Source organism: Pseudonocardia sp. ICBG1293 (assembly GCF_020131355.1).
Taxonomy (GTDB): Bacteria; Actinomycetota; Actinomycetes; order Mycobacteriales; family Pseudonocardiaceae; genus Pseudonocardia.
In genome coordinates this window covers 1-24,865 of the sequence record NZ_JAHLEL010000040.1, presented here as the reverse complement: position 1 = coordinate 24,865, position 24,865 = coordinate 1, and the positions used below count along the sequence as shown (strand labels likewise).

The 24,865-nt window shown below is 75.3% G+C and carries 25 protein-coding genes and 2 pseudogenes; 9 read left to right on the top strand and 18 right to left on the bottom strand.

From position 1 onward, the window contains the following. Window positions 1–4: 4 nt before the first annotated feature. Both mdlC and KPF47_RS18340 read right to left on the bottom strand, forming a co-directional pair. Window positions 5–1,594 (bottom strand): benzoylformate decarboxylase, encoded by a 1,590-nt coding sequence (gene mdlC, locus KPF47_RS18345; RefSeq protein WP_224389985.1) that lies wholly within the window; start codon window positions 1,592–1,594, stop codon window positions 5–7. A 38-nt stretch (window positions 1,595–1,632) separates the two neighbouring features. Continuing rightward, window positions 1,633–1,854: a hypothetical protein gene (locus tag KPF47_RS18340; protein ID WP_224389984.1), complete on the bottom strand. Its 222-nt coding sequence runs from the start codon at window positions 1,852–1,854 to the stop codon at window positions 1,633–1,635. 252 nt (window positions 1,855–2,106) lie between these two features. On the opposite strand from KPF47_RS18340, the gene KPF47_RS18335 reads away from it, so the two are divergent. Beyond that, complete coding sequence (locus KPF47_RS18335) at window positions 2,107–2,949, top strand: IS5 family transposase (protein ID WP_224386276.1); 843 nt, start codon at window positions 2,107–2,109, stop codon at window positions 2,947–2,949. 82 nt (window positions 2,950–3,031) lie between these two features. Next, the gene (locus KPF47_RS40210; RefSeq protein WP_224389983.1) at window positions 3,032–3,955 is read left to right on the top strand and encodes an MEDS domain-containing protein; all 924 of its coding nucleotides are present in this window, start codon (window positions 3,032–3,034) and stop codon (window positions 3,953–3,955) included. A gap of 19 nt (window positions 3,956–3,974) precedes the next feature. On the opposite strand, the gene KPF47_RS18325 is transcribed toward KPF47_RS40210, so the two are convergent. Both KPF47_RS18325 and KPF47_RS18320 read right to left on the bottom strand, forming a co-directional pair. Further along, the gene (locus KPF47_RS18325; RefSeq protein ID WP_224389982.1) at window positions 3,975–4,742 is read right to left on the bottom strand and encodes a PIG-L deacetylase family protein; all 768 of its coding nucleotides are present in this window, start codon (window positions 4,740–4,742) and stop codon (window positions 3,975–3,977) included. 14 nt (window positions 4,743–4,756) lie between these two features. Beyond that, window positions 4,757–5,179, bottom strand: coding sequence for a hypothetical protein (locus tag KPF47_RS18320; RefSeq protein WP_224389981.1), 423 nt, complete (start codon window positions 5,177–5,179; stop codon window positions 4,757–4,759). Between the two features lie 50 nt (window positions 5,180–5,229). Between KPF47_RS18320 and KPF47_RS18315 the strand changes: the two genes are divergently transcribed. Continuing rightward, the gene (locus tag KPF47_RS18315; protein WP_224389980.1) at window positions 5,230–6,393 is read left to right on the top strand and encodes an SGNH/GDSL hydrolase family protein; all 1,164 of its coding nucleotides are present in this window, start codon (window positions 5,230–5,232) and stop codon (window positions 6,391–6,393) included. A 34-nt stretch (window positions 6,394–6,427) separates the two neighbouring features. Here the strand turns inward: KPF47_RS18315 and KPF47_RS18310 are convergent, their stop codons facing one another. Further along, a complete protein-coding gene (locus KPF47_RS18310; protein ID WP_224390202.1) occupies window positions 6,428–7,099 on the bottom strand; it encodes a DUF4190 domain-containing protein in 672 nt (223 codons plus the stop codon). Between the two features lie 180 nt (window positions 7,100–7,279). Here KPF47_RS18310 and KPF47_RS18305 point away from each other — a divergent pair, with 180 nt between their 5' ends. Continuing rightward, window positions 7,280–7,957 (top strand): maleylpyruvate isomerase family mycothiol-dependent enzyme, encoded by a 678-nt coding sequence (locus tag KPF47_RS18305; protein WP_224389979.1) that lies wholly within the window; start codon window positions 7,280–7,282, stop codon window positions 7,955–7,957. A 139-nt stretch (window positions 7,958–8,096) separates the two neighbouring features. Further along, on the top strand, window positions 8,097–8,945 hold the full coding sequence (locus KPF47_RS18300) for a CBS domain-containing protein (protein WP_224389978.1): 849 nt from the start codon (window positions 8,097–8,099) through the stop codon (window positions 8,943–8,945). Between the two features lie 7 nt (window positions 8,946–8,952). Here KPF47_RS18300 and KPF47_RS18295 read toward each other — a convergent pair whose 3' ends face one another. Continuing rightward, window positions 8,953–9,264, bottom strand: coding sequence for a hypothetical protein (locus tag KPF47_RS18295; RefSeq protein ID WP_224389977.1), 312 nt, complete (start codon window positions 9,262–9,264; stop codon window positions 8,953–8,955). A gap of 189 nt (window positions 9,265–9,453) precedes the next feature. Between KPF47_RS18295 and KPF47_RS18290 the strand changes: the two genes are divergently transcribed. Next, window positions 9,454–10,131, top strand: coding sequence for a class II aldolase/adducin family protein (locus KPF47_RS18290; RefSeq protein WP_224389976.1), 678 nt, complete (start codon window positions 9,454–9,456; stop codon window positions 10,129–10,131). Here KPF47_RS18290 and mtnA read toward each other — a convergent pair. Both mtnA and KPF47_RS18280 read right to left on the bottom strand, forming a co-directional pair. Beyond that, window positions 10,049–11,104, bottom strand: a complete 1,056-nt coding sequence (mtnA, locus tag KPF47_RS18285; RefSeq protein WP_224389975.1) for an S-methyl-5-thioribose-1-phosphate isomerase — start codon at window positions 11,102–11,104, stop codon at window positions 10,049–10,051. The genes KPF47_RS18290 and mtnA overlap by 83 nt on opposite strands. Window positions 11,105–11,221: 117 nt before the next feature. Beyond that, window positions 11,222–12,574, bottom strand: coding sequence for a sorbosone dehydrogenase family protein (locus KPF47_RS18280; RefSeq protein ID WP_224389974.1), 1,353 nt, complete (start codon window positions 12,572–12,574; stop codon window positions 11,222–11,224). 68 nt (window positions 12,575–12,642) lie between these two features. Here KPF47_RS18280 and KPF47_RS18275 point away from each other — a divergent pair, with 68 nt between their 5' ends. Beyond that, complete coding sequence (locus tag KPF47_RS18275) at window positions 12,643–13,062, top strand: SRPBCC family protein (protein ID WP_224389973.1); 420 nt, start codon at window positions 12,643–12,645, stop codon at window positions 13,060–13,062. On the opposite strand, the gene KPF47_RS18270 is transcribed toward KPF47_RS18275, so the two are convergent. Genes KPF47_RS18270 through KPF47_RS18260 form a run of 3 tightly spaced genes read right to left on the bottom strand, consistent with a single transcriptional unit; the run spans window position 12,999 to window position 16,356 of the window. Then, the gene (locus KPF47_RS18270; protein WP_224389972.1) at window positions 12,999–13,886 is read right to left on the bottom strand and encodes an alpha/beta fold hydrolase; all 888 of its coding nucleotides are present in this window, start codon (window positions 13,884–13,886) and stop codon (window positions 12,999–13,001) included. The genes KPF47_RS18275 and KPF47_RS18270 overlap by 64 nt on opposite strands. Then, window positions 13,883–14,752, bottom strand: coding sequence for an SDR family oxidoreductase (locus tag KPF47_RS18265; RefSeq protein ID WP_224389971.1), 870 nt, complete (start codon window positions 14,750–14,752; stop codon window positions 13,883–13,885). Before KPF47_RS18265 ends, KPF47_RS18270 begins: the two co-directional genes overlap by 4 nt. After that, entirely contained in the window at window positions 14,752–16,356 is a 1,605-nt protein-coding gene (locus KPF47_RS18260; protein ID WP_224389970.1) for an NAD(P)/FAD-dependent oxidoreductase, read from the bottom strand. Before KPF47_RS18260 ends, KPF47_RS18265 begins: the two co-directional genes overlap by 1 nt. A gap of 120 nt (window positions 16,357–16,476) precedes the next feature. Here KPF47_RS18260 and KPF47_RS18255 point away from each other — a divergent pair, with 120 nt between their 5' ends. Next, window positions 16,477–17,508, top strand: coding sequence for an AraC family transcriptional regulator (locus tag KPF47_RS18255; RefSeq protein WP_224389969.1), 1,032 nt, complete (start codon window positions 16,477–16,479; stop codon window positions 17,506–17,508). 31 nt (window positions 17,509–17,539) lie between these two features. Here the strand turns inward: KPF47_RS18255 and KPF47_RS18250 are convergent, their stop codons facing one another. The 5 genes and pseudogenes from KPF47_RS18250 to KPF47_RS18230 form a co-directional block, all read right to left on the bottom strand. Then, window positions 17,540–18,547 carry a DUF5914 domain-containing protein gene (locus KPF47_RS18250; RefSeq protein ID WP_224389968.1) on the bottom strand — a complete coding sequence of 336 codons (1,008 nt, stop codon included), beginning with the start codon at window positions 18,545–18,547 and terminating at the stop codon, window positions 17,540–17,542. Between the two features lie 20 nt (window positions 18,548–18,567). Next, window positions 18,568–20,160 (bottom strand): FAD-dependent oxidoreductase, encoded by a 1,593-nt coding sequence (locus KPF47_RS18245; protein WP_224389967.1) that lies wholly within the window; start codon window positions 20,158–20,160, stop codon window positions 18,568–18,570. Beyond that, window positions 20,157–20,916 (bottom strand): annotated as a pseudogene (locus KPF47_RS18240) (class I SAM-dependent methyltransferase). The gene KPF47_RS18245 and the pseudogene KPF47_RS18240 overlap by 4 nt, the downstream one beginning before the upstream one ends. Before the next feature lie 472 nt (window positions 20,917–21,388). Beyond that, on the bottom strand, window positions 21,389–22,120 hold the full coding sequence (locus tag KPF47_RS18235; protein WP_224389966.1) for a polyprenyl synthetase family protein: 732 nt from the start codon (window positions 22,118–22,120) through the stop codon (window positions 21,389–21,391). A 217-nt stretch (window positions 22,121–22,337) separates the two neighbouring features. Next, window positions 22,338–22,664 (bottom strand): hypothetical protein, encoded by a 327-nt coding sequence (locus KPF47_RS18230; protein WP_224389965.1) that lies wholly within the window; start codon window positions 22,662–22,664, stop codon window positions 22,338–22,340. 845 nt (window positions 22,665–23,509) lie between these two features. On the opposite strand from KPF47_RS18230, the gene KPF47_RS18225 reads away from it, so the two are divergent. Beyond that, window positions 23,510–24,073, top strand: a complete 564-nt coding sequence (locus tag KPF47_RS18225) for a hypothetical protein (RefSeq protein WP_224389964.1) — start codon at window positions 23,510–23,512, stop codon at window positions 24,071–24,073. A gap of 189 nt (window positions 24,074–24,262) precedes the next feature. On the opposite strand, the pseudogene KPF47_RS41000 reads toward KPF47_RS18225, so the two are convergent. Together KPF47_RS41000 and KPF47_RS18215 are read right to left on the bottom strand one after the other, a co-directional pair. Beyond that, window positions 24,263–24,349 (bottom strand): annotated as a pseudogene (locus tag KPF47_RS41000) (hypothetical protein); the annotation flags it as partial. A 310-nt stretch (window positions 24,350–24,659) separates the two neighbouring features. Beyond that, on the bottom strand, window positions 24,660–24,865 hold a 206-nt coding region (locus tag KPF47_RS18215; RefSeq protein WP_308015421.1), incomplete at its 5' end, for an acyl-CoA dehydrogenase family protein.

The following is a 24,865-nucleotide window of genomic DNA, read 5'->3' as shown; positions in this document are numbered from 1 at the left end:
GCGCCTACGCCACGCCCGGCGCGGTGACGACCTCGATCAGCCGCGGCCCGTCGGCGGCGAACGCGTCCTTCAGCGCGGCCGCCGCCGACGCGGCGTCGGTCACCGAGACCGCGGGCACGCCGTAGCCCTCGGAGATCTGCACGAAGTCCAGGCCGGGGACGTCCAGGCCCGGGGTCTCCCCGGTGCCGAGCAGCCCGGCGAACCCGCGCAGCGCCCCGTAGGTGCCGTTCTTCAGGATCACGAAGACCACCGGCACCCGGTACCGGGCCGCCGTCCACAGTGCGGTGATGCCGTAGTTGGCCGACCCGTCGCCGACGAGCGCCACCACCCGGCGCGCCCCGCCGTGGGCCAGCTGCGCCCCCACGGCGGCGGGCAGCCCGAACCCGAGGCCGCCGGAGGCGGGGAACAGGTAGCTGCCCGGCTCGGTGAGATCGGCCTGGGCGACGAAGTCGTCGATGGTCGACGTGGACTCGCACACGTGCACGGTGCCGGCCGGCGCCGCGTCACGGACCAGCGCGAACAGCTGCTGCGGCGGGACGTGGTCGTCGGCGCCCTGCGGGTCCGGCGGCCCGGGCCGGGCCGCCGGCGGCTCCCGTCCGGAGTCCGGGACCCGCGCGGCCAGCGCGGCCAGCGCCGGGCCGACCGGGCCGACCCAGGCCTCGCCCATCGGGGCCCGCGCGGCCTCGGCCGGGTCCGCGGTCAGGTGCAGGAGCCGGGCGCCCGCCGGCAGCAGGTCGCCGGGTACCCACTGGTGGTAGCGGAACACCGGGGCGCCCACGACCAGGACGACGTCGTGCCCGGCCAGCCGGTCGGACACGTCGCGCACCGAGGCCGGGAGGATCCCGCGGAACGCCGGGTGCCGGGTCGGGAACGGGCACCGCGACGCCGAGGGCGCGATCCACACCGGGCAGGCGAGCCGCTCGGCGAGGGCGACCGCATGGTCGTTGGCCCGGTCCGCGTCGACCTGCGGGCCGAGCACCAGCACCGGGTCCGCGGCCCCGGCCAGTGCCCCGGCCAGCTCCGCCAGGGCCTGTTCGCCGAGCTCGGCGGCGGCGGTCGTGCGCCGGGCCGGCAGGTGGGCGGCGTCCGGGCCCGCCTCGCGGGACCAGTCATCGTAGGGGATCGAGAGGTAGACCGGCCCCCTGGGGGCCAGCAGCGCGGTGTGCACGGCCTGGGACAGCGCCCTCGGCACGTCCTGGGCCGACGCGGGCTCGGCGGCGTGCTTGACCAGCGGGCGCGGGAGCGCGGCCGCGTCCACGTTGGTCAGCATGACCTCCTGGCCCACGGTGGAGCGGACCTGCTGGCCCGCGGTGAGCACGAGCGGGGAGTGGGAGTAGACGGCGTTGGTGAGCGCCCCCATCGCGTTCCCCGACCCGGACGCGGCGTGCAGGTTGACCAGGGCGGGACCGCCGGTGGCCTGGGCGTACCCGTCGGCCATGCCCAGCACGGCGCCCTCGTGCAGGCCCAGGACGTAGCGCACCCCGTCGGGCATCGCCGCCAGGAAGGGCAGCTCGTTCGAGCCGGGGTTGCCGAACACGGTGTCGATGCCGTGCGCGGTCAGCACCTGCCAACCGGCCTCGCCGACGGTCGTCATGGGGGCTCCTCGGATCGGGGCCCCCACCGTAGGTCTCCTCAGCGGCGCGCGGCGACCCGTCCGGCGCGGGCGCTGTGGCGGACGCGTGCGACGACCAGTGGCCGGACGGCCAGCGCGGCGGCGGCCAGGAGCACGGTGACGACGGGGGGCGCCAGCGGCACCGAGACGATCGTGGCGACGGCCAGCAGCACCATGAGCGCGCCGGCGAGCGCCACCACGCGCACCTCGGTCGCCCGCGACTGCGGAGCGGCTCGGAACATGACGACCACCTCACGATCGGCGCCGGTGCCCGTGACCCGCACTGTGCGCCCCGAACAAAGGAGTTCGGTCTGGCTAACTCTACGCCTCGACGGGCCCGTACGACAGGGGCCGGGTCGCCTGCGCACCCGTGATCACTTAGAGGTCGCGCGGATTGGTCACAGCTTGGCCGCGGTCGAGTGTCTGGGGGCGAGGGCGGGTACGGGCCTGCCGATCATGAAGTTATCTACGCTTCGTGATCGTCTGGAGGCCGCGTGCCCACCCTGCCATCATGGCTGACCGAGCCGTTGTGGGACCAGTTCACCGCGCTGCTGCCTCATCGAGACGAGTTCGATCCCACCCATCCGCTGGGCTGCCATCGCCGCCGGATCGCGGATCGGATCGTGTTCGACAAGCTCCTGCAGGTACTGCGGTTCGGCTGCTCGTATGAGGGCATCGCTGACAGCACCTGCTCGGCGACCACCATCCGCGATCGTCGTGACGAGTGGATCAGGCTCGGGGTCTTCGCCCAGCTGCGTCGGATCGTCCTGGACGCCTACGACCGCATCGTCGGTCTGCTGCTGCACGACATCGCCGTCGATGGCGCCATCACCAAGGCCCCCGGCGGCGGCGAGGTCGCCGGTCCGTCGCCGGTGGACCGGCGCAAACAGGGTATGAAACGTTCGGTGCTCGTCGAGGGATACGGCATCCCGCTGGGCCGAGTCCTGGCCGGAGCCAACCGGCACGACTCCCCGCTACTGGGCCCCACCCTCGACCGCCTCGATGCTCTCGGCCCGCTGCCCGACGACATCACCGTGCACCTCGACGCCGGCTATGACTCCGGCAAGACCCGCGACACGCTGGCCGAACGAGGCCTGCACGGCGAGATCGCGCACAAGGGTGAGAAAGCGCCGATCCAGGCCACCCGCCGCTGGCACGTCGAGCGGACCAACGCTTGGCACAACAGCTTCAACCGGCTGCAGCGCTGCTACGAACGACGAGAAATCGTCGTCGACGCGTTCTTCGACCTCGCCGACACGATCGTCACACTCCGTAGCTTGATTCGGCAGGCCTGGACCACACACCGCTGGAACGCCCGACCTGCACGACGTCCATGATCACCAACCAATCCGCGCGACCTCTTATCGTGTCGGCAGCGTCACACCTGTCGGGGGGCCGCCGGGCGCGTCATGACGGGGGGTGACGGTGTCCGCACCGGTACGGGAGCCCCACCGGCACGTGCTCACCGTGCCGGTCAGCGACGAGCAGCTGGCCGAGGACGTCGCGGCGTTCCTGGCCGAGGGGCTCACGGCGGGGGAGCGGGTCGCCTACTTCGACGACGACACCGCCGGGCTGGTGCTGTCCCGCCTGGCCGACGACGGCGTCGACGTCACCGGCCCGCTGCGCTCGGGCCAGTTCCAGCTCGTGCCGGGCGAGTTCACCCGGGCCGCACTGCACGCCCCGATCGACGAGCTCACCGGGCTGATGGAGCAGAACGTCGCCGCCGCGCTCGACGCGGGCTGGGCGGGGCTGCGCTTCAGCGGGCAGATGGACCACGGTCTGCGCCGTCCCGGCGGCCCGGTGCTGGACGAGTACGACCGCAGGCTCGACGACGCCGTCCGCGACCACCCGCTGCGAGCGCTGTGCGTCTACGACCACCTGCGCTACCCCGACGAGCTCATCGCGACGATGCGCGGCCTGCACCCCGCCGAGCTGACCGCCGCCCCGCTCCACGACGACAGCCTGCTGCGCATCACCGAGACCGCCCCGGCCCGGGTCCGGCTCGCCGGCGAGGTCGACCACGCCAACCGTCCCCAGGTCCGCCGGGTGCTGGCGACGCTGATCGACCGGGTCGTCCGCGGCGAGGCCGGTGAGGGCCTGCTGACCGCGGACCTGTCCACGCTGCGGTTCGTCGACGTCGCGGGCGCGGTCGGACTCGTGCACGCCGCCGACGAGCTCCCGGTGAGCGTGCGGCTGCGGCTGGAGAACGTCCGGCCGGGCGTCGCCCGCCTGCTGGAACGCTGCGGTGCGGGGGCCGCCCCGCAGCTGGAGTGGACCGTCCGCGAGCGGCACGCCCTGTGCCCCGCCGAGGCCCTGGGTCTCGCCGGCGGCGGGGAGGGGTGAGCGGCGGGTCCGGTGCCACTCAGCGCGTGTCGAGCGCGTGGAAGGACTCGACGAGCCGCCCGGGCGGGAACCCGGCCCGCTCGGCCAGCGACCCGGACCACCGGGTGATCATGTCCTCCAGGTCGGTCATGTGCGCGGTCTGGCTCTCGTGCGCCCGCAACGCCGCGATCTTGACGTCGAGGGTGTCGGTGATGTCGACGTGCCGTGCGCCCGCCGGGTCGTCGGCGGGGGCGGGGCCGAGGACCCACACCTCGCCGACCGTGTGCGCCTCGTGCCCGGCCGCGGCCAGCTCGGGGAAGGCGTACGGGTTGCGCGCGTCGGGGTACACCGCGCACAGGGCGGCCTCCCCGGTCGCGGTGTGGTCGGGGTGGCTGCCGTACATGCTGCGCAGGTCGCGCACCGGCTGCGGGACCACCACGCGGTCCGGGCGGACCTGCCGGATCACCCGGGCCAGGTCGCGGCGCAGCTCCAGGGTCACGGTCAGCCGCCCGTCGGGGTGGCCGAGGAACACCAGGTCGGTGACGCCCGCCGCCGCCGCGGCGGCGGTCTGCTCGGCCCGGCGGATGCCCGCGATGTCGCTGCGCGGCACGGCCGGGTCGAAGCCGCCCGCGTCGCCGTCGGTCACCAGGCAGTAGGTCACCGCGACCCCGGCGGCGGTCCACACCGCGACGGTGCCGCCGCAGGAGAAGTCGATGTCGTCGGGGTGCGCGGCGATCACCAGCACGCGTTCCACGTCGGTGTGCGCGCGGTCGTCGGCCGCCACGCGCTCGTCCTCGGTCGCAGTCACCCGGTCATCCTGGGTCACGCGCCGGAGGCGGTCGTCAGCAGCACCCCCACGACGGCACCGGCCGACCACACGAGCGCCCGCGCCAGGTTGACCCGCAGCAGCCGGCGCAGGTCGCCCGGGTGTGCGGCCGGGTCGAGGCGGGCGTGCAGGGACACCGCGGGCAGGGTCACCACGACGCCGGCGGCGGCCGTGACCGCGGCCGCCCACACCAGCGGCTCGCCGGGGGCCAGGAGCAGCAGCGCCACCGTGGCGAGCCCCTGGACGACCCACGGTGGCCCGACGACGATCGTGACCGCCCGGCCGTGCGCGGCGTGGTAGCGGGCCCAGGCGTCGGCCGGGACGAGCGCGAACGCCGGGTAGACGACTCCCTGCACGGCCCAGGCGATGCCGGCCAGCAGCGTGGTCGCGAGGGTCTGGACGGCGGCGGCGGTCTGCACGCCTGTGATTCTCGGGTGATCGGTCACCGCGCGCGTGCCAGGCTGAGCGGGTGCTCACCACCCCGATCCGGCCCGACCTGCTCCACGGCGTCCTCGACACCGTGGACGGTGAGCGGGGCCTGCTCCCGCAGCGGCTGCCGGCCACCGCCCGTGCCCGCAACTCCGACCCGCAGCTGGCGGGCGCCCAGAGCCAGCCGTCCGGGGTCCGGGTCGTGTTCCGCACCGCCGCGCGGACGGTCGAGCTGGAGACCCTGCGCACCCGGATCGGGCTGGTCGGGGCCCCGCTGCGGCCCGACGGCGCCTACGACCTGCTCGTCGACGGGCACCCCGCGGGCACCGCGACGACCTCCGGCGGCAAGCTCCTCATGACCGACCCGTCGACGGGGGAGGTCACGATCACCGACGGCCCGCCCGGTCCGGTGCGCTTCACCCTGCCCGGGCGCGACGCGGTCGTGGAGATCTGGCTGCCGCACAACGAGATCACCGAGGTCGTCGCGCTGCGCACCGACGCGCCGGTCGCCGCCGTCGCGCCCGGCGGACGTCCGGTGTGGCTGCACCACGGCAGCTCGATCAGCCAGGGCAGCAACGCCGCGGGCCCCAGCACGACCTGGCCCGCGCTCGCCGCCCGGACCGCCGGGGTCGAGCTGCTGAACCTCGGGTTCTCCGGCAGCGCGATGCTCGACCCGTTCGTCGCGCGGACGATGCGCGACACCCCGGCCGACATGATCAGCGTGAAGATCGGGATCAACATCGTCAACGCCGACCTGATGCGCCGGCGTGCGTTCGCGCCCGCCGTGCACGGTGTCCTCGACACGATCCGCGACGGGCATCCCGACACCCCGCTGCTGGTGGTGTCCCCGGTGCTGTGCCCCATCCACGAGCACACCCCGGGCCCGGGCGCGCCCGAGGTCGTCGACGGGCGGCTGCGGTTCCGCGCGACCGGCGACCCGGCCGAGGTGGCGGCCGGGAAGCTGACGCTCTCGGTGGTCCGCGAGGAGCTGGCCCGCGTCGTGGCCGACCGCACCTGCGAGGACCCGGCGCTGGCCCACCTCGACGGCCGCGAGCTCTACGGCGACCGCGACGCGGCCGACCTGCCGCTGCCCGACCGGCTGCACCCCGGCCCCGAGGCACACCTGCGGATGGGGGAACGGTTCGCCCGGCTGGTGTTCGGGACCGGCGGCGCGTTCCACGCCGCGGCCCGCGGGTCCGGCTGACCGGGGACCGGCCGCCGGGCCCGCGGTCACCGGGTCAGCTGCCGCCCTGGTCCAGCTGACCCTGGAGGCGGTCCTCGAGGTCCTGCTGGCACTGCGCGATCGCGGACTGGTCGGTGCCGGCCTGCTGCACGCAGCTGACGTACTCGTCCCCGCCGACCCGGTTGAACACGCTCAGCCCGAAGGCGACGACCGCGACCGCGATCACGATGCCCAGCAGGCCGAGCACGACCCCGGTGATCGCGACCCCGCGGTTGGTGGCGCCGCCGCGGGACGCCCGGCTGATCCCCACGATGCCCAGTGCGACCGCGACGACCCCGAACAGGGCGCCCACCAGGAGGAACCCGAGCAACACGGCCAGGATGCCGAGCACCAGCGCGGCGATCCCGATGCCGTTGCGCGGCCGGGCCGGGGGCGGCCCGCCCTGCTGCCACCCCGGCGCGCCGGCGGGCGGCCGGTCCGGGTACGCGGCCGGGTCCTGGCCCTGCGCGCCGTAGGGCTGCTGCCCGTACTGCTGCTGGTCGCCGTAGGGCTGCTGTCCGTACCGCGGGTCGCCGTGAGGCTGCTGTCCGTACTGCGGGTCGCCGTACGGCTGCTGCCCGTACGGGGGCGGGGCGCCGTAGGGCTGGTTCTGCTGGGTCGGCGGGTCCGGGTTCCGTGGGTCCTGCGGGTCCCCGGGGCGACCCGGGTACGGGGGTGGGCTGCTCACGCTCGTCCTCTCCTCACCGACGCACCGGCGGTCCCGGTACCGGCGGTGCCGTCCGGCCCGGTCGCGGTGCCGACGTCGCCGCCGTGTCGGGGTCGATGATCCCCAGGTGCCCGGGCGCGGTCCAGGCAAAACACCCACGTGAGCGGCGACGGAGCCCGGGTCGTGATGGGATCGGTACCCGTGAGCGGTATCGACGAGATCGAGGAATGGACCCGGGCGCAGCGCCGGGTCATCGACCTGGTGCGGGACCTGCCGCCCGAGCGCTCCGAACTCAGGGTCCCGTCGTGCCCGGACTGGACGGTGCGCGACCTGTTCTCGCACATGGTGGGGCTCGGTGCGGACGTGGTGCGCGGCGACGAGCCCGACGACCACAACGAGGAGTGGACCGACCGGCAGGTCCGCGCGCGACGCGACCGCGACGTGGCCGAGCTCGTCGCGGAGTGGGAGTCGCTGACCGGCCCGCTGCGCGAGTGGATGGCGGCGAACACCACCCGCCCGCTGGGCGACGTGATCATCCACGAGCAGGACCTGCGCGGTGCGCTGGGCGAGCCCGGCGGGCAGCACACCCCCGGCCTCTACGCGATCATGGACACCTTCCTGGGCCGGTTCGGCGCGGCACTGGGTGACCTCCCGCCGATCGCGCTGGTCGGCGACGGTCGCCGGTGGGTGTCGGCCGGTACGGAGGCCGGGGCCGCGGTGGTCGTGCGCGCGCCGGACTTCGACCTGGCCCGTGCCCTGGTCACCCGCCGGTCCGCGGCCCAGCTGCGGTCCTGGACCGAGCGCGGCGACGTCGAGCCCTACCTCGACGCCTTCGCCCTGCTCGGGCCGCTGCCCGGCTCCGACCTCACCGAGTCCTGACCACCCAGTCCCGACCGCCCAGTCCCGACCGCCGTGGCCGAGGGCGGCCCACGTGCGGGCCTGCCGGGGGCCGGGACCGTCCGCCACCGCGCTCGGTGAGCGTTGGCGGCCGCGGCGCCGCCGTGGTTACGGTGCGTCCATGGTGGTGCGTGCTCGCGATGTCATGACCGAACGCGTCGTCACGATCTGGGCGGACGCGCCGCTGCCCCGGGCACGGGAACGGATGGCCGAGTCCCGGTTCTCCGCCCTGCCGGTGGTCGACCGGCGGTTCACCCTGGTCGGGGTGATCTCGCTGGTCGACGTGCTGCGTCACCGCGACGACCCGCACGCGGTGGTCGGGGACGCGATGACCGAGCAGGTCGTCTCCGTGCTGCCGACGACCAGCATCTCGATCGTCGCGCACCGCATGCGGGTCTACGGCGAGCTGCGCCTGGTCCCGGTCGTCGACAAGGGCGTCCTGGTCGGCGTGATCACCCGCAGCGACCTGCTGCGGCACCGGCACTCCGGCGGGCGGTTGCGCCGCACCGCACGCCGGATCGGCGGCGTGGTGCCGGTGGCGCCGCTGCCCGAGGCGATGGCGCCGCGCGGGGCGGGCCGGATCGGCGGACGCCCGACGTCGTCGCTGCGGGTCGCGGACGTGATGACCGACGGCGGGCTGGTCGCGATCCCGCCGGAGCTGGCCCTCGACGAGACCGCCGAGGTCCTGCTGTCCTACCGGTTCACCGCCGTCCCGGTGGTCGACGACCACGACCACCTGCTGGGCATCGTCTCGGAGGCCGACCTCATGCACGGCTCGCTCGACGGCGGCCGCCGTCTGCGGGCCCGCACGGTCTCGGAGGTGATGACCCGCGACGTCGAGGTCGTGGCGCCGGGCGACCCGCTCACCGACGCCGAGGACCTGCTGTCCCGGCGCGGGTTCCGGGTCGTCCCGGTGGTCGACGACGACGACGTGCTGGTCGGGGTACTGAGCCGCAGCGACCTGCTGTGACCCGCGGTCAGGCCCCGGCCACCGGTGCGGCGGGCGTCGCGGGCGCGGCGGGTGCCCGGACCGCGTCGCACTCCTGTGCGGCCTGCGTGACCAGCAGTGAGAACGCCACCGGGTCCTGCAGCGACTGACCGGGCAGCGCCCAGAAGTCCAGGTACTTCTGCAGGCAGGCGAACTGGGCGGCCTGGTCGGCCGGGCTCAGCGGCGGCTCGGTGGGCGGGGCGGGCTGCGCCGACGCGGTCCCGGTGGTGACGGCGGCCAGGACGAGTGCGGCGGCGACGGCGCCTGCCGCGGTGGTGGCGGCACGCAGGGCGGTCCTCACGATGTGCTCGCTTCCTGCGCCGGGAACCGGCGCGGTCGGGGTCCTACCGCCCTCCGCGTGGCGTCCGGCCGGGGCCGGTGTCCGCGATGGGACGATCCTGCGGCCCGGTCGGGGCCGGGCGCGCCCCGGCGGGGGCGGGTCGACTCGGAGGTGTGACCCCCGGTCGGGTCGGCGTGCGACCCTGCCCCGGTGCCCCACGACCACACGCCCGCCCGCGAGCTGCTCTGCACCTGGTCCCGCCGGATGGTCCGCGACGGTCTGGTCGTCGGTACCTCGGGGAACCTGTCGGTGCGCAGCGGGGACCTCATCGCGGTGACCCCGTCCGGCGTGGACTACGAGACGATGACCGCGTCCGACGTCGTGCTCGTCGACGACGCGGGCACGGTCGTCGACGGCGGCCGGGAACCGACCAGCGAACTCGCCCTGCACCTGGCCGCGCACGCCCGCCGGGGGACCGGCGCCGTCGTCCACACGCACTCCCCGGCGGCGGTCGCGCTGTCGACCGTGTCCGACCACGTCCCGGCCGTGCACTACCAGCTCGCGATGTTCGGCGAGGCGGTGCGGGTGTCGGAGTACGCGCCGTTCGGCAGCCCCGAGCTGGTCGTGAACGCGCTCGCGGCACTGGGGGAGTCCACCGCCGTCGTCCTCGGCCGGCACGGCACGCTGGTGCTCGACGACACCCTCGGCGCCGCGTACGACGGAGCCCGCCAGCTCGAATGGCTCTGCGACGTCTGGCTGCGCGCCCGGGCGGCCGGCGAGCCGCGGCTGCTGCCCGACGCCGAGATCAGCGCGGTGCGGGAGCGGTTCGCACGGCAGCGGGCGAGGGTGCGGGCGACGGACCCGGCCGCCAGGCCCGCTCCTCGGTGACGATCGCGGTCACCAGCTCGAACGGCGTGACGTCGAAGGCCGGGTTGAACACCGGGGTGCCGGGCAGGGTGAGCAGCGTGCCGCCGTGCTCGCGGACCTCCTCGGCCCCGCGCTGCTCGACCACGATGTCCGCCCCGGTCGGGGTGTGCGGGTCGACGGTCTCCTCCGGGGCGACCACCACGAACGGGATCCCGGACCGGGCCGCCGCGCAGGCCAGCATGTAGGTGCCGACCTTGTTCGCCACGGCACCGTCGGCCGCGATCCGGTCGGCTCCGACGAACACCGCGTCGACCAGTCCGGCCGCGATCGCCGCCGGCCCGGCCGAGTCGACGCACAGCCGGTGCGGCGCCCCGGCCGCGGCCAGCTCCCACACGGTCAGCCGGGCGCCCTGCAGCAGCGGGCGCGTCTCGCACGCCAGCACCTCGGCCAGCGCGCCGCGCTCGTGCAGACGCAGGATCGCCCCCAGCGCGGTCCCGCCGTCGCCGGTGGCCAACGGGCCGGTGTTGCACAGCGTCAGCGCCCGCAGCGGGCGGTCCGGGCACATCGCCTGCACCAGGTCCGCCGCCCGGCCGGTGGCCGCGGCGTTCACCCGCGCGGCCTCCGCGGCGGCCGCGCGGGCCTGTGCGAGCACCGCCGCCGGTCCGCCGTCGAGCGCCGCCAGGGCCCGCGCCACACCCAGTCCCAGCGGGACGGCGGTGGGCCGGGCGACGGCGATCCGCTCGGCCGCCGCCCGCACCGCGGCGACGGCGACCGGGGTGGCGGTGCCGTGCAGGTGCGCGGCGAGGGCGACCCCGTAGGCCCCGGTGATGCCCAGGCTCGGAGCACCGCGCACGGCCAGCGACCGGATCGCGGCGACCAGCTCGTCGACGGTACGCAGGTACAGGTGCTCGGTCGTGCCGGGCAGCGCGCGCTGGTCGAGCAGGACCACGGCCGGACCGCCCTCGTCGTCGCCGGCCCAGTCCACGATCCGCATCGCCCGTACCCTTCCCGGCCACCCGCGGTCGGGCGCCGGGACGAACCTACCCCGCGGCGGCCGGCTGCCGGGTCGTCCGCGGCTGCGGCCGTCGGCGGGTGCCCCTCGGCCGGGGGCTCATCGTCCGGGCGGGGCCACCCGGTAGACGGCCCCGGCGTCGTCGTCGGTCACGTACACCGCGCCGTCCGGCCCGGCGACGGCCGCGACCGGCCTGCCCCAGCGCGACCCCGACGGGTCCTGGAACCCCCCGACCAGCGTCTGCTGGGCCCCGAGCCGACCGTCGGTCCAGGGGAAGAACGACACCTCGGGAGCCCGCGGCGGGTCCGCGTTCCAGGATCCGTGCACCCCGGCCAGCGCTCCCGCCGCGTACGGCGCGGGCAGCGTCCCCTCGGTGAACGACAGCCCCAGCGGCGCCGAGTGCGCCGGGAAGGACTGCTCCACCGGGGCCAGCGCGGCACAGTCCATCGCGCGCCCGCCGGGGTTCAGCTCGGCGTCGGCGACCAGTCCCACGTCGGCGAAGTCCTGCGCAGAGCCCGCCACCCCCGGATCGGTGTCCGGGTCCGGGTTGCAGAACGGCCAGCCCAGCTCGCGGCCGGGGGTGAGCCGGGCCAGCGGTTCGGCCGGGTGGTCGGTCACGTAGCGGTCGACGACCTGGCCGAACGACGAACCGGTCGCGTCACCGTAGGGCCGGTCGTAGGGGTAGGGCACGTTGTCACGGCCGTTGACCGCGGTCCACACCGCGCCGTCGGGCGCGGTGGCCAGCCCGGTGCCGTTGCGGACACCGGTCGCGAACGGCGTGGCGGGCCCCCCGGTCGGCGGCATCCGCAGGATCGAGGCGCGCGGGGGAGTCGCGTCGCGGTCGGCGACCGAGATGTTGCCGGTCGACCCGACCGAGACGTACACGGCGCCGTCCGGGCCCACCGTCACCGACTTCAGCTCGTGGCCGTAGGCGCCACGCAGGTCCGGGGAGTTGGCGTCGGGCAGGCCGGGCACCACGACCCGGGCGCCGGTCGCGGCGCCGCCGCTCCAGCTGTACGCCGACACCTGGTTCGACTCGGCGACGTAGAGGGTCGCGCCGTCCGGGGAGAACGCGAGCCCGTGCGGCTGGGTGAGGCCCTCGAGCAGCGGACGCTGCTCCCCGGTCCGCGACAGCGCCAGCACGCGGCCCTCGTCGGGGACCGAGACGAGCAGCTCGCCGTCGGGGGTCCAGGCGGCCAGCCGGGCGTTCGGGACACGGGCGAACACCGACACCGTCCAGCCCGCCGGCACGAGGGCCTCGCGCGGCTCGTCGAACGGTGCGGCCGCGGCCCCGGGTGGCACCGTCACCGGCACCGGCACCAGGTCCGCCCCCGCCGCGGCGACCGGGGCCTGCGACCCGGACAGCGCGGTGGTCACCGGGTTCGGGCCGGTGGCACAGGCCCCGAGCAGGGGGAGCGTGACCAGGGCGGCGAGCCAGGGGACGATCCGCATGAACCCGACGCTACGGCCGGTACCGGTCCGCCGCGCGGCGGGGCCGTCCGGCCGTCAGGATCGTCGCGATGCGCCTGACACTGTACGCCCGCGGCCCGCAACCCGCCGACGAGGTCTGGGAGCGCTACGCCGCACCCGCCCGCTGGCCGGAGTGGGCGCCCTACATCCTCGGTGTCGACACCGCGGCGGACCGGATACGCCCCGGGGTGACCGGGCAGGTCCGCGGCCCGCTCGGCGTCACGGTGTCCTTCGCGGTCACCGAGGTCGACGAGCGCGCCCGCACCTGGGCCTGGGACGTCGCCCTCGGCGCCAGTGCCTCCCAGCTGAACCGGGTGCGGCTGAGCCTGGACCACGGCGTGCGGCCGTCCGGGGCCGGGACCCGGACCTGGCTGACCGTGCACGGCCCGCCCGCCGTGGTCCTGCCCTACCTGGTCCCCGCGCGGCTGTCGCTGGAGATGCTGGTCCGTCGCCCCGCCCGGGCCAGGTGATCCAGGGCGAGGGTCGCGAACGCCCCCGGCACCTCGATCTGGGGCATGTGCCCGACCCGGCCGAAGACGTGGGTCGTGACCTGGGGGAGCCTGCCCGCCGCCCGGAGCTGGGCCGCGGGCAGGATGAGGTCCCGCTCGCCCCACACGACCAGGGTCGGCCGGGGGGCGCGGGCGAACGCGTCCAGCAGCGCCCGCCGCCAGCCCGGCCGGACCCCGCGGACGGTGCCGAGCTCGGCGGCGATCTCGGCGAAGGTCTGCGCGAACTCCGGCCGCCGCGCGATCTCCACGGCGCGGGCGACCCGCTCCGGGGTGACCAGGGAGCCGTCGACGAACAGGGAACGCTCCGACCGCCGTGCCGCCCTCGCGTCGAGGTGGCCCAGCAGGAACCGGCCGAGCAGCGGCACCCCGATGATGCGCAGCGCCGGGGTCACCTCGGGGCCGAAGCCCGCGGGGTCGGCCAGCACCAGCGACACGACCCGCCCGGGGTGCCGGGTGGAGATCAGCAGTGCGACGGCGCCGCCGAGCGAGTTGCCCATGACGTGGGCCGGCCGGCTCTCGCCGAGCGCGTCGAGGGTGGCGAGCGCGGTGTCGGCGAGCTTCTCCAGCGTCGCCGGCCCGGGTACCCGGTCGGAGTGGCCGAACCCGGCGAGGTCGAGCGCGACAACCCGGTAGCGGGACAGGAACTCGTGCTGCGGGTCCCAGTCCTCCAGGCTGCGGCCGATGCCGTGCAGCAGCAGGACCGGCTCACCGGCCGGGTCGCCGGACTCCCGGATCCGGATCCGGGTCCCGCCGACGTCGACGAAGCGGGTCTGCGGGACGGTCATCGTGACCCGGCCGCCTTCGCCGCCTTCGCGTTGCCCGAGGCGCCGACGATCTTCGCGAAGATCCGGATGCTGTTGGCCGGGGCGAGCCGGGCCAGCAGGTCCGGGACCTTCGCGCTGATCCCGATGAGCAGCCGCGGTCGGCGCTTCGCGATCGCGTCGACGATCAGCTCGGCGGCCTTGTCGGCGGGGAAGGTCAGCAGCTTCTCGAAGTCCTTCTTGCCGCGCTCGGCCTCCTCGGCGGGGATGTTCACCCCGACCCGGGCGCTGGCGGCGATACCGGTCCGGATGCCGCCCGGGTGCACCGTGGTGACGGTGGCGCCCACCTGGGCGAGCTCTGCCCGCAGCGCCTCGGAGAAGCCACGGATGGCGAACTTCGACGACGAGTAGGCCGACTGCCCGGGCGGGGCGATCAGGCCGAACAGGCTCGACACGTTGACCACGTGGGCGCCGGGCCGCGCGGTGAGCGCGGGCAGCAGGGCGTGGGTCAGCCGCACCGGGGCGCGGAAGTTGACGTCCATGACCCAGTCGAACTCGTCGAGGGTCAGCCGGGCGAAGTCCCCGCCGAGCGCGACGCCGGCGTTGTTGACCAGCAGCCGGATCTCCGGGTGGCCGGCGAGGATCCGGGTCGACAGCGCGTCGACGGCCTCGCGGTCGGCCAGGTCGACGGTCTCGGTGGTCACCGACAGGCCGGGGTGCTTGGCGCGGATCGCCGACGCGACGGTGTCGAGCCGGTCGCCGTCGCGGTCGACGAGCACGAGGTCGCTGCCGCGCTCGGCGAGCAGCCGGGCGACGTGCTCGCCCATGCCACCGGCGGCGCCGGTGACGACCGCGGTGCCCTCGGCGAAGCGGAACGGTGAGCGGGCCATCAGGAGGCCACCTCCTGCGGTGCGGCCGCCGGTGCGGCGACGGTGTCGGGTGTGCCGGGTGCGGTGTCGGCGGCGATGCCGGACGCGGTCGGGCTGGGCACGCGGGCCTCGCGTGCGCCCAGCGCCGAGGCGGGGGTGAGGATCATGTCCCGCCGCAGGTCGGCGCGACCGAGCCCGACGGCGTCGAGGAAGAAGTTCTGGTGCAGCCGCCACGGGTCCTTGCGGCCCTGGCGCGGGAACAGGTGCTCGGAGCGCTTCACGTAGTTCGACTCGATGTCGAGCAGCGGCCGGTCCGGGGACACGGTCGGTGCCGGCGTGGCGACGGCGATCCGCTCCCGGTCCATCAGCGCGAGCAGCTTGGGCACGTAGCGGGCGACGAGGTCGGCGCGCAGCGTCCAGGACGCGTTGATGTAGCCGATGCAGAACGCCAGGTTCGGGATGCCCGACAGCATCAGGCCGCGGTAGGTGACGGTCTTGCCGATGTCGACCTGCTCACCGTCGACGTGGATCGTCATGCCGCCCAGCGGGCTCAGCGACAGCCCGGTGGCCGAGACGATCACGTCGGCCTCCAGCTCCTCGCCGGAGCGCAGCCGGATGCCCTTCTCGGTGATCCGCTCGATGTGGTCGGTGACGACCGAGGCCTCGCCGCGGTTGATCGACTTGTAGAAGTCGCCCTCCGGGATCACGCACAGGCGCTGGTCCCACGGGTCGTAGCTCGGGGTGAAGTGCTGGTCCACGTAGGACTCGTCCTTCAGGAACTTCAGGGCGAGGCCGCGCAGCACCTTCTTCACGCGCTCCGGGCGACGGCGCGCGAGCTGGTAGAACGCCTGGGTCAGGGTCACGTACTGCAGCCGCAGGATGGCGTGCGCGACCGTGGCGGGCAGGAAGCGGCGCAGCTGGTCGGCGACCGGGTCCTTGCTCGGCAGCACCGTCAGGTACGACGGGGAGCGCTGCAGCATCGTGACGTGCCCGGCCTTCGCCGCGAGCGACGGGATCAGCGTGACGGCGGTGGCGCCGGAGCCGATGACGACGACCTTCTTGCCGGTGTAGTCGAGGTCCTCCGGCCAGAACTGCGGGTGCACCCAGGTGCCGGCGAAGTCCTCGCGGCCCGGGAACTCCGGCTGGAAGCCCTGGTCGTAGTCGTAGTAGCCCGAGCACATGAACAGGAACGAGCAGGTGTAGCGCTTCGGGCCCTGCGCGGTGGTGGTGTCGACCGTCCAGCGTGCGGTGGTGGAGTCCCAGGAGGCGCCGACGACCTTCGTGCCGAAGCGGATCCGCTCGGTCACGCCGTACTCGGCCGCGGTCTCGGCGATGTAGCGGCGGATGTCGGCGCCGTCGGCGATCGACTTCGGCTCGCGCCACGGGCGGAAGGGGTAGGCCAGGGTGAACATGTCCGAGTCCGAGCGGATGCCCGGGTAGCGGAACAGGTCCCAGGTGCCGCCGATGTTCTCGCGGCCCTCGAGGATCGCGTAGTCCTTGCCGGGCAGCTCCTGGTGCAGCCGGGCCGCGGCGCCGATCCCGGACAGCCCGGCCCCGACGATGATCACGTCGCGGTGCTCGGTGACGGTGTCGTCCGGAGCGGGCGTTGTGCCGGCGTGGGTCATGTGGTCCTCCTCATCGGGCGCGTCCGCGCTGACTACCTCTGTGTCGACCGGGGTCCAGTCTGCACCGAACCTACCCGGAGTAACTTGACTCCGCGCGACAACAACTTACCCTCGTGCGACATGGGTACCGGATCACTCACCCGGGCGAGGGCGTTGCGGGGGCTGGCCGCGCTGGTCGACGAGCTGGGCGGCGACGGGGTCGGGCTGTTCGCACGGTTCCGGATCCCGATCGACGCCGTCGAGGGGAACGACCCGGACGCGCTGGTCCCGACCCGCTCGGTGGCCCGGGTGCTGGAGACCGCGGCCGCCGAGGTCGGCTGCGGGGACCTGGGCCTGCGGCTCGCCCAGCGGCAGGGCCCGGAGATCCTCGGGCCGCTCGCCGTCGCCGTGCAGAACTCGGCGACCCTCGGCGACGCGCTCGACTGCGCCTCGCGCTACCTCTACGTGCACAGCCCCGCGCTGACGATCGGGGCCGTGGCCGACCCGGAGGGCGGCACCGGCGTGACCGGGCTGGAGTACGGCAGCACCGACCCGCTGCCGCCCCAGGTCGCCGACCTGGGGGTGGGGGTGCTGCACCGGATCGTCGGGCTGCTGTCCGGCGGGCCCTACGGGCTGCGGTCGGTGCACCTGCCGCATCCCGCTCCCGCCGACGCGGACCGGTTCCGGGAGTTCTTCGGCACCGACGTCCGGTTCGACCGGCCCGCGGCGGTGCTGCGGGTTCCCGCCGACCTGGTGCGACGCCCGCTGGCCGGCGGCGACGAGACGGTGCGCGCCATCGCGATCGAGTACCTGGCGACCCACTTCGACCGGCCGGGGCGCACCGTCACCGACCGGGTCCGGGCCGCCGTGGAGCGGTCGCTCGGGTCGGGGCCGGTGCGCATCGGCTCGGTCGCCCGGCTGCTGCGGGTGCACCCCCGCACCCTGCAGCGGCACCTGGCGGGAGAGGGCACGACCTTCGAGCAGGTCGTCGACGGCGCCCGCCGCGACACCGCCGAGCGGCTCATCGTGCGCACCGACCTGCCCTTCACCCAGGTCGCGGCCATGGTCGGGCTGGCGGAGCAGTCGGCGCTGTCGCGCGCCTCCCGGCGCTGGTTCGGGATACCGCCGCGGGCGCTGCGCCAGGCCGGCCCGGCCGGGCTGCCGGTGGCCTGACCGGCCCGTGGCCCGGCCCGGCCCCGTCCGTTCAGCGGGTGCGCATCGCGTAGCGGCGCTCGGCGTAGTCGAGGTCGTCGCGCCACAGCCGGGTCGCGGCCGCCGCCATCGCCGGGCGCAGCGCCGGGGCGAGCCGGGAGGCCACGGCGAACCCGGGCCGGTCCGACCCGGCGACGACGGCCTCGATCACCGCCGTGCGGGGCCGTCCGTCGCGGTCGGTGCCGCGTGGGGTCGCGTGGGTCTCGACCACCGAGCCGACGCCCTCGCCCTCCACGATGCGCATCACCACCGTCCGCGGTTCCGGGCAGACGAACTCCGCCCGCACCGGGACGCCGAGTCCCGGCCCGACCTTGAACGTGACGGTGACCAGGAAGCGGTCCTCCTCGGGCGGCACGTCGGTGACGGCGGGAGCGGAGGTCACGGTCAGCTTCTGGAACGAGTACGGGTGGAACCAGGCACCGTGCCACGGGTCGAGCCGGTTGGCGACGATGTCCTCCGGCTCGCACACCCCGGTCAGCGTGGTCACGGCGTCGAGCACCGTGCCGGCCGGGCGGGCGGGCACGACCGGGGCGTCGGTCGGCTCCTCGCCACCGAGGTCGTCGAGCCGCACCCAGACCAGCACGCCGTCGTCGTGGACCGGGAGCACCGCCCAGCCGGGACCGGACCGCGCGCCCAGCCGCAACCCGTGCCAGCGGCACACCAGCTCGCCGCAGTCGAGGGCGGCCAGCGCCATCGGTGCGCCCAGGTGCGGGCAGGCGCCGGGGCCGACCCGGACCGTGCCGTCCTCCTCCCGCCAGGCGACGAGCTCGATCCCGCCGATCCCGACGCCGAGCGGCCGGTCGCCGCGGACCTCCCGGCTCGCGGCGAGCACGAACCAGTTCCCCGACGGGCGGGCCTGCGCCCGCTCCAGCGCCGCGGAGATCAGCTTGGGGTCCGCGCCGGCGTAGGTCGGCTTCTGCGCGGCCCACTTCTGCGACGGCAGCGGCTGCAGCGGCCAGTGGGCCGGCCAGTGCCCGGTGAGGCGGGAGAGCAGGGTCATGGCGTGTCCTTCGACGGGTGTCAGGTGCGCATCGCGTACTCGGCGGCGCGCCGCAGCGGGCCGAGGCGGCCGCTGGTGGGGACGGTCTCGAGGGGGTGGCCGGCCAGGCCCCAGCCGGCGAGCAGCCGGTTCGCCGCCTGCCAGCCGGTGCTCGCGGCGCGCTCCATCAGGGCCACCGGCAGATCGATCCGGATGCCGTCGCCGGCCAGCACCAGGCCGTCGACCGGGGTGGCGACGGTGGGCCGCCGCGCGAAGTCGCCCACGCCGAACATCGGGCAGTCGGCCCGCCACTGCACCAGCTCGCCGACGACCCGGGCGGCCGCGGTCTCCGGATAGAGCTCGTGCAGCCGGGCGACGGCGCGCCGGCGCAGCTCGGCGGTCCAGCTGTCGTCGTCGACGCCCGGCGGCGGGGTGGCCGAGTAGGCGTGCAGCTCCACGACGGACCCGCCGTGCCGGGCGGCCCAGCCCGCGGCGTCGCGCTCGTAGCGGTCGAGCACCGAGACGTTGTCGAGCGGGTCGAGCCCGCCGGTGCCGAGGAACGGCGGCCGGGCGGCGTCGACGGGCCGGTCGAGCCAGAGCCGCTGCACGAGGAACGGTGGCGCGCTGCCCAGGGCGGCGACGTCGTCGCGCCAGCGGGCGAGCGCGTCCGGTCCGTCCACGGCGGACGCGGGGTCGCCCAGCCCGGGGGAGGCGGCGACGATGTCGCGCAGTCCCCGCACGTCGGGGGCCAGGACGACGGCGTCGGCCCCGCTCCCGCCCCCGTCATGATTCACGTGGAACCGTCCACTGCCGACACGGTCCACCGAGGACACGGTCACCCCGGTCCGGAAGGTGACGCCACGGGCGGTCAGGTAGTGGCGCAGCGGCTCCCACAGCGCGGTGTCGAAACCGGCGTCGGGCACGTCGAACATCAGGCCCTCGGACGAGCCGAGGAAGTAGATGTGGAACATCGTCGCCAGCTCGGCGGCCGACATCGTCGACGGCGGTGCGAAGAAGCTGCGCGAGAACACCTCGAACGCGAGGTGCCGGGCCGCCGGCGGGAAGTTGATCGACTCGACGAAGCTCTGCGCGTCGAGGTGGTCGATCGCCTCGTAGATGCCGGGCACGCTGACCGCGGCCAGCGGCGCGGCGGCGCGGGCGTCGAGCCGCACCAGGTCCGACGGACGGAAGGTGGGGCTGCGCAGCGCGAACAGCAGCGCGTTCCAGGGGGGCGTGCGCGGCAGCCCGCGGAAGGTGTCGCGGCGGCCCTGGGCGTCTACCAGCGGGTAGTCCTCCAGCGGCACGAGCCGCTCCAGGCCGGGATCACCGCGGCGCAGCAGCGCCCGCAGGTTGTAGTACTGGCGGAAGAAGGCGTGGAAGCCGCGGCTCATGGAGACCGGCGTGCCGTCGGGCAGCATCTCCGACCAGCCACCGACCCGCCCGCCCAGGTAGGGCTCGCGCTCGCACACCTCGACCACGACGCCGCGTTCGGCCAGCCCGGTCGCCGCGGCCAGACCGGCGATGCCGCCGCCGACGACGATCACGTGCGGCCGCCGCCCCCGCTGCCCGGCGTCGCCGAGACCCCCGGCCGGCTCGTGGCGGACGCGCCGCTGGTCGGTCGGCCGGGCGGTCACGACCGGGTCCCGAGCACGGTGTGCACGACACCGTTCTGCCACCCGGTCATGGTCTCGGAGTGCACGGCGTCGAACCCGGCGGTACGCACCCGGTCGCGCAGGCGGCCGATCCCGTCGAAGGTGTTCACGCTGCGCCACAGGTGCCGGTACAACGCGGTCTCACCGGTCGTCATCCGGCCCAGCGGCACGATGATCCCCCAGCAGACGGCGTGCCAGGACAGCCGCGCCCGCGGCGAGTCGGCGACCGAGTACTCGTGCAGGGCGAGCACCCCGCCGGGGCGCAGCAGGTCGTGGAAGCGGCGCAGCTGGGCGTCCGGGTCGTCGAGGTTGCGCAGCAGGTAGGCGGCGAGGATCCCGTCGAACGGGCCGTCGACGCCGTTCTCGGCGAGTGCCTCGGCGGTGGAGTGCACGAAGCGGACCGACGCGGGCCACGGCTTGGTCCGGGCCCGCTCCAGCATCCCGGCCGAGGCGTCGACGGCGACGATCTCGGCGCGCGGGGCGACCCCGAGCAGTGCCGCGGTGGAGGGCCCCCGTGCCGCAGCCCGCGTCGAGCAGGCGCAGCCCGGCGCCGTCGCGGGGCAGCCGCATCCGGGCCGCGGAGGCGCGCAGGTGGTCGTGGTAGCCCGGGTTCATGCCGACCAGGCGGTCGTAGTCGGCCGCGCCGTCGTCGAAGTGCGAGGGGACCTGCTCGCGGGGCAGGCCCGCACGGCCGACGGTTCCGGGACGGCGGGGACGTGACGGGGAACGGTCGACCATGTCCGCGAGCCTAGGACCGGGCGCGGAGCTCGGCGCGCCGGGTCGGATCCGGTTGTGCCACAACCACTCGCCGGGGCATCCCGGTCAGGAGGTCCGGTCGGCGCAGCGCACGGCCATGGCGCGCAGCACCGCGGCGACGTCGTCGCCCAGGATCCCGTCGGCGACCGCACCGTCGACGAGCCGCAGCGCGCCCTGGACCCGGGTGCCGATGAGCTCCTCGATGCGGCGCCGGGCGGCCGGTGGACTCGATCGCCACCCGCGCCGCGGCGACGTCGACCGGTCCGTCGGCCTCGTCGGAACCGTGCAGCAGCGCGTCGAGGGTGCCCCGGTGGCCGGTCCGGCGACCTCGCGCGCGAGGACGACCAGGCTGGTGGCCTTGCGCTCGGCGAGGTCGTCACCCGCGGACTTGCCGGTTGCGTCGGTCCCGAAGACACCGAGGCACGTCGTCGCTGCATCTGGAACGCCTCGCCGATCATCGTGCCGTAGTCGCCGAGCACGCGCAGCAGGTCCGGCCCGGCCCCGGCCATGGCCGCACCGAGCTCCAGCGGGCGCCGCACGGTGTAGTTGCGGACTTGCGGCGCAGCACGTCCATCACCTCGTCGAGGGTGGGGACGCGGCGGGCCTCGTTGAGCAGGTCGGCGAACTGGCCGACGGCCAGCTCGGAGCGCATCGCGTCGTAGCGCGGCCAGCCGCGGTCGAGCACGGTGTGCGGGAGCCCGCTCTCGCGCATCGCCTGCTCGGCCCACACCAGGCACAGGTCACCGAGCAGCACCGCGCCGGACTCGCCGAACCGGTCCGCGCTGCCCGACATGCCCTGGCCCCGGTGCCACGACGCGAGCTGGACGTGCACCGTCGGGCGGCCGCGACGCAGCCCGGAGCGGTCCATGACGTCGTCCGGAGCAGGGCGAAGGCGTGCAGCAGCTCCAGCCCGGACACCGCGGCCAGCGCGGCGGGGGAGTCCGGGGCGGCGGCCCCCATCCCAGTAGCCGAACATCGACCGCAGGTACTTCCCGCGGCCGACGAAGTCGGTCAGGACCCCGGAGACGAAGTCCGCACCGCGCATCGTGTGCACGTGCTCGGTGCAGCGTCGTGGCGCACGGTCTCGTCGACGTGCGTCCGTACCCGGCCGCGGATCTCCGCGACCCCAGTCCGGGTGGGTGGGGACGTGCTCGAGTCGCTGGGCCTGCCCGGTCTCCACGAACATCGCGCGGCCTCCCGTCGGGTCGCCTGGGGTGGTGAGCGGCCGGACGCCGGCGTCCGGACCCCGCCGGGGGCCGAGGGCACCGCCGGGCCGGGTCCTTTCGAGGGTATGGGGGTGACCCGGATCGCGCGCGCCGAATCGGACGGACCGCCCCGGTCGGGTTCGGACGGACGTCCCGGGCGGATCGGGTGACCCGCGTCACCCGGAGTGTCCGTGCTGCTCAGCGGGCCCGGAGGAAGGACCAGGCGGTGAGCCAGACCGACCCTGCGACCAGTGCCATCGCGCCGGGCACGTGCACGATCAGGCCCGGGATCTCGCCGAACCACGCCTGGCAGGTGAAGTCGCGAAGACCGCGGCGGCCAGGACCGTCGGCCACCACGGCCCGCCGGTGACCACCCGCAGCCACACCGCGGCCGCCGTGGCCAGCCCGTGACCACGTGGAGCACGATCGCGCCGACGCCGTGCGGCCGACGGCACCACCGGTGAACAGCCCCGCGGCGGTCACGAACTGCCAGGCCAGGACGACCACGGACGCCGTCGCGAGCACCGCAGGGCCGGACGGGGGTGGACCGGGTGGCGTCGTGGGGCGGCGTGGCGGTGTGGGGGGACATGTCCGTAGTCTGCCGACAACCGGCCGCCGGTGCAGGACCCCCTCGCTCAGGCCATCACGGGTGCCGGTGCGTGTCCCGAGACGGTGGCGGCCCAGGGCGGGAGGAAGTGCCGTGCCGGGTCCAGGCCGTGCGCCCCGGTGACCGGCGCGAAGTGGTGGTCCACGAACGCGTGCAGCGCCGCGTCGTGGCCACCCGGGTCCGGGCGAAGCTCACCTCGCCGCGCCAGCCGCACTCGCAGGCGGCGCGGTAGGCCGTGGCCCGGCCGCGGCGCACGTCGGTCCAGATCCCCGTTCGCGCGGGCCGTCCGCGGTGTCCGCGCTGACGAACCCCTCGTGGTCGTCCGACCCGGGTATCTCCACCGGTCCGATGTAGAGCACGTCGGAGATCATCCCCGGCAACCGGACGTGCGCAACCCGTGGTGGGGCGGGAGGGCGTTGCGGTCGGTCCGGGCGGTCGTCGCGGCGCCGGGCGTGGCACGCTGGGCGGGTGGCGGTCGACGAGCGGGGCGAGGCGGTGCTGGCCGCGGCGACCGCGGCGGCCCGCCGGAGGTTCTCCGGGGAGCTGGTGGCGGCCTACACGCTCGGCAGCCTCGCGCACGGTGGGTTCGCCCCCGCCGTCAGTGACGTCGACCTGGCCCTGGTGCTGCGGGGGACCGCCCGGCACCGCCTCGCGGGTGCACGACGTCGTCGCCGCCGCCCGGACGCCGCCGCGGGCACCGACGGCCTCGCCGAGCGGCTCTCGGTGTTCTGGGCGGACCCCGCGACGGTGCGCCACGGCCCCGGTGGCCGACCGTCCCGCTCCCCGCCGTGGACCGGCGCTCGACCTGCTCGACTCCGGGGTGCTGCGTCACGGCACCGACGTCCGCGACGGTGCCGTGCGCCCCACCCACGACGAGCTGGTCCGCGGATCCGCGCAGTTCCTGGTCGACCGGGTCGACGACCACTGGCTCGCCGGCGTCGCCGACCCTGCGGCGCTGCTGGCGCTCGGCGCGTCCGGCGGTCACCAAGACCGTGCTGTTCCCGGTCCGGTTCCTGCACACGCTGCGGACCGGGGGGGATCGGTCGCAACGAGGCCGCCGTCCGCCTCCTACGACGGCCCGCACGCCGGGCTCGCGACCGGCGGCGCTGGCCTGGGGCACCGGCCCGGTCGGGGAGCGGGTCGTGGCCTGGTCGCTGCTCTCACCGACGACACCTGGCCGGGCTTCCACACCGAGTGCGTCGAGGCCCACCTGCGCGCGCTGCCCGGCGACGACCCCACCGTCACCGGGCTGCGTGCGCTGCGCGACGCGCTCGCCGTGCTCAGTCCTTCGCGGGCCGCCGCCCGACGAACGCCCCGACCCCGGTGACCGCACGCCCGACGACCCAGGGTGTTGATCTCCTTGGTGCCCTCGTAGGAGTAGAGCGCCTCGGCGTCGTTGAAGAACCGGCCGACCTTGTTCTCCAGCAGGATGCCGTGCCGCCGAACACCTCGCGGCCCGGGCGACGGCGTCCCGCAGCATGATCGTCGCCCGTGTCGCTTGTGCCAGGGCGGCCTGCTCGTCGCGGAAGGTGCCGTCGTCCTGCATCTGCGCGACCCTGACCGCCATCCCGAGCGAGGCGACGACGTCGCCCAGGATCGACACCAGGTGGTCCTGCACCAGCTGGAACGACGCGATGGGCTGCCCGAACTGGACGCGCTCGACGCGCGTAGTCGCGGGCCAGCTCGTACACCCCGGCCATCGCGCCGACCGCGTTCCAGGCGACGCCGCCGCGGGTCACCCGCAGCACCCGGTTGGTGTCGCGGAAGGACTCCGCGCCGGGCAGCCGGTTCGCCTCCGGCACCCGCACCCCGGAGAAAGGCCAGGTCGGCGTTCTGCACGGAGCGCAGCGCGAGCTGCCCTCCATCTTCGTCGCGGTGAACCCGGGCATGTCCTTCTCGGACGACGAACCCCTTCACCGGGCCGCCGGTGGGGTCGTCGTCGTCACGTCGCGGGCCCACACGACCACCAGGTCGGCGAAGGTGGCCGTTGCCGATCCAGCGCTTCGCACGCCGTCGATCACCCACACCGCGTCGTCGCCCTCGCCCTCACGGCGGGCGGTGGTCTCCAGCCCGCCCGCGACGTCGGACCCGCCGTGCGGCTCGGACAGCGCGAACGCCC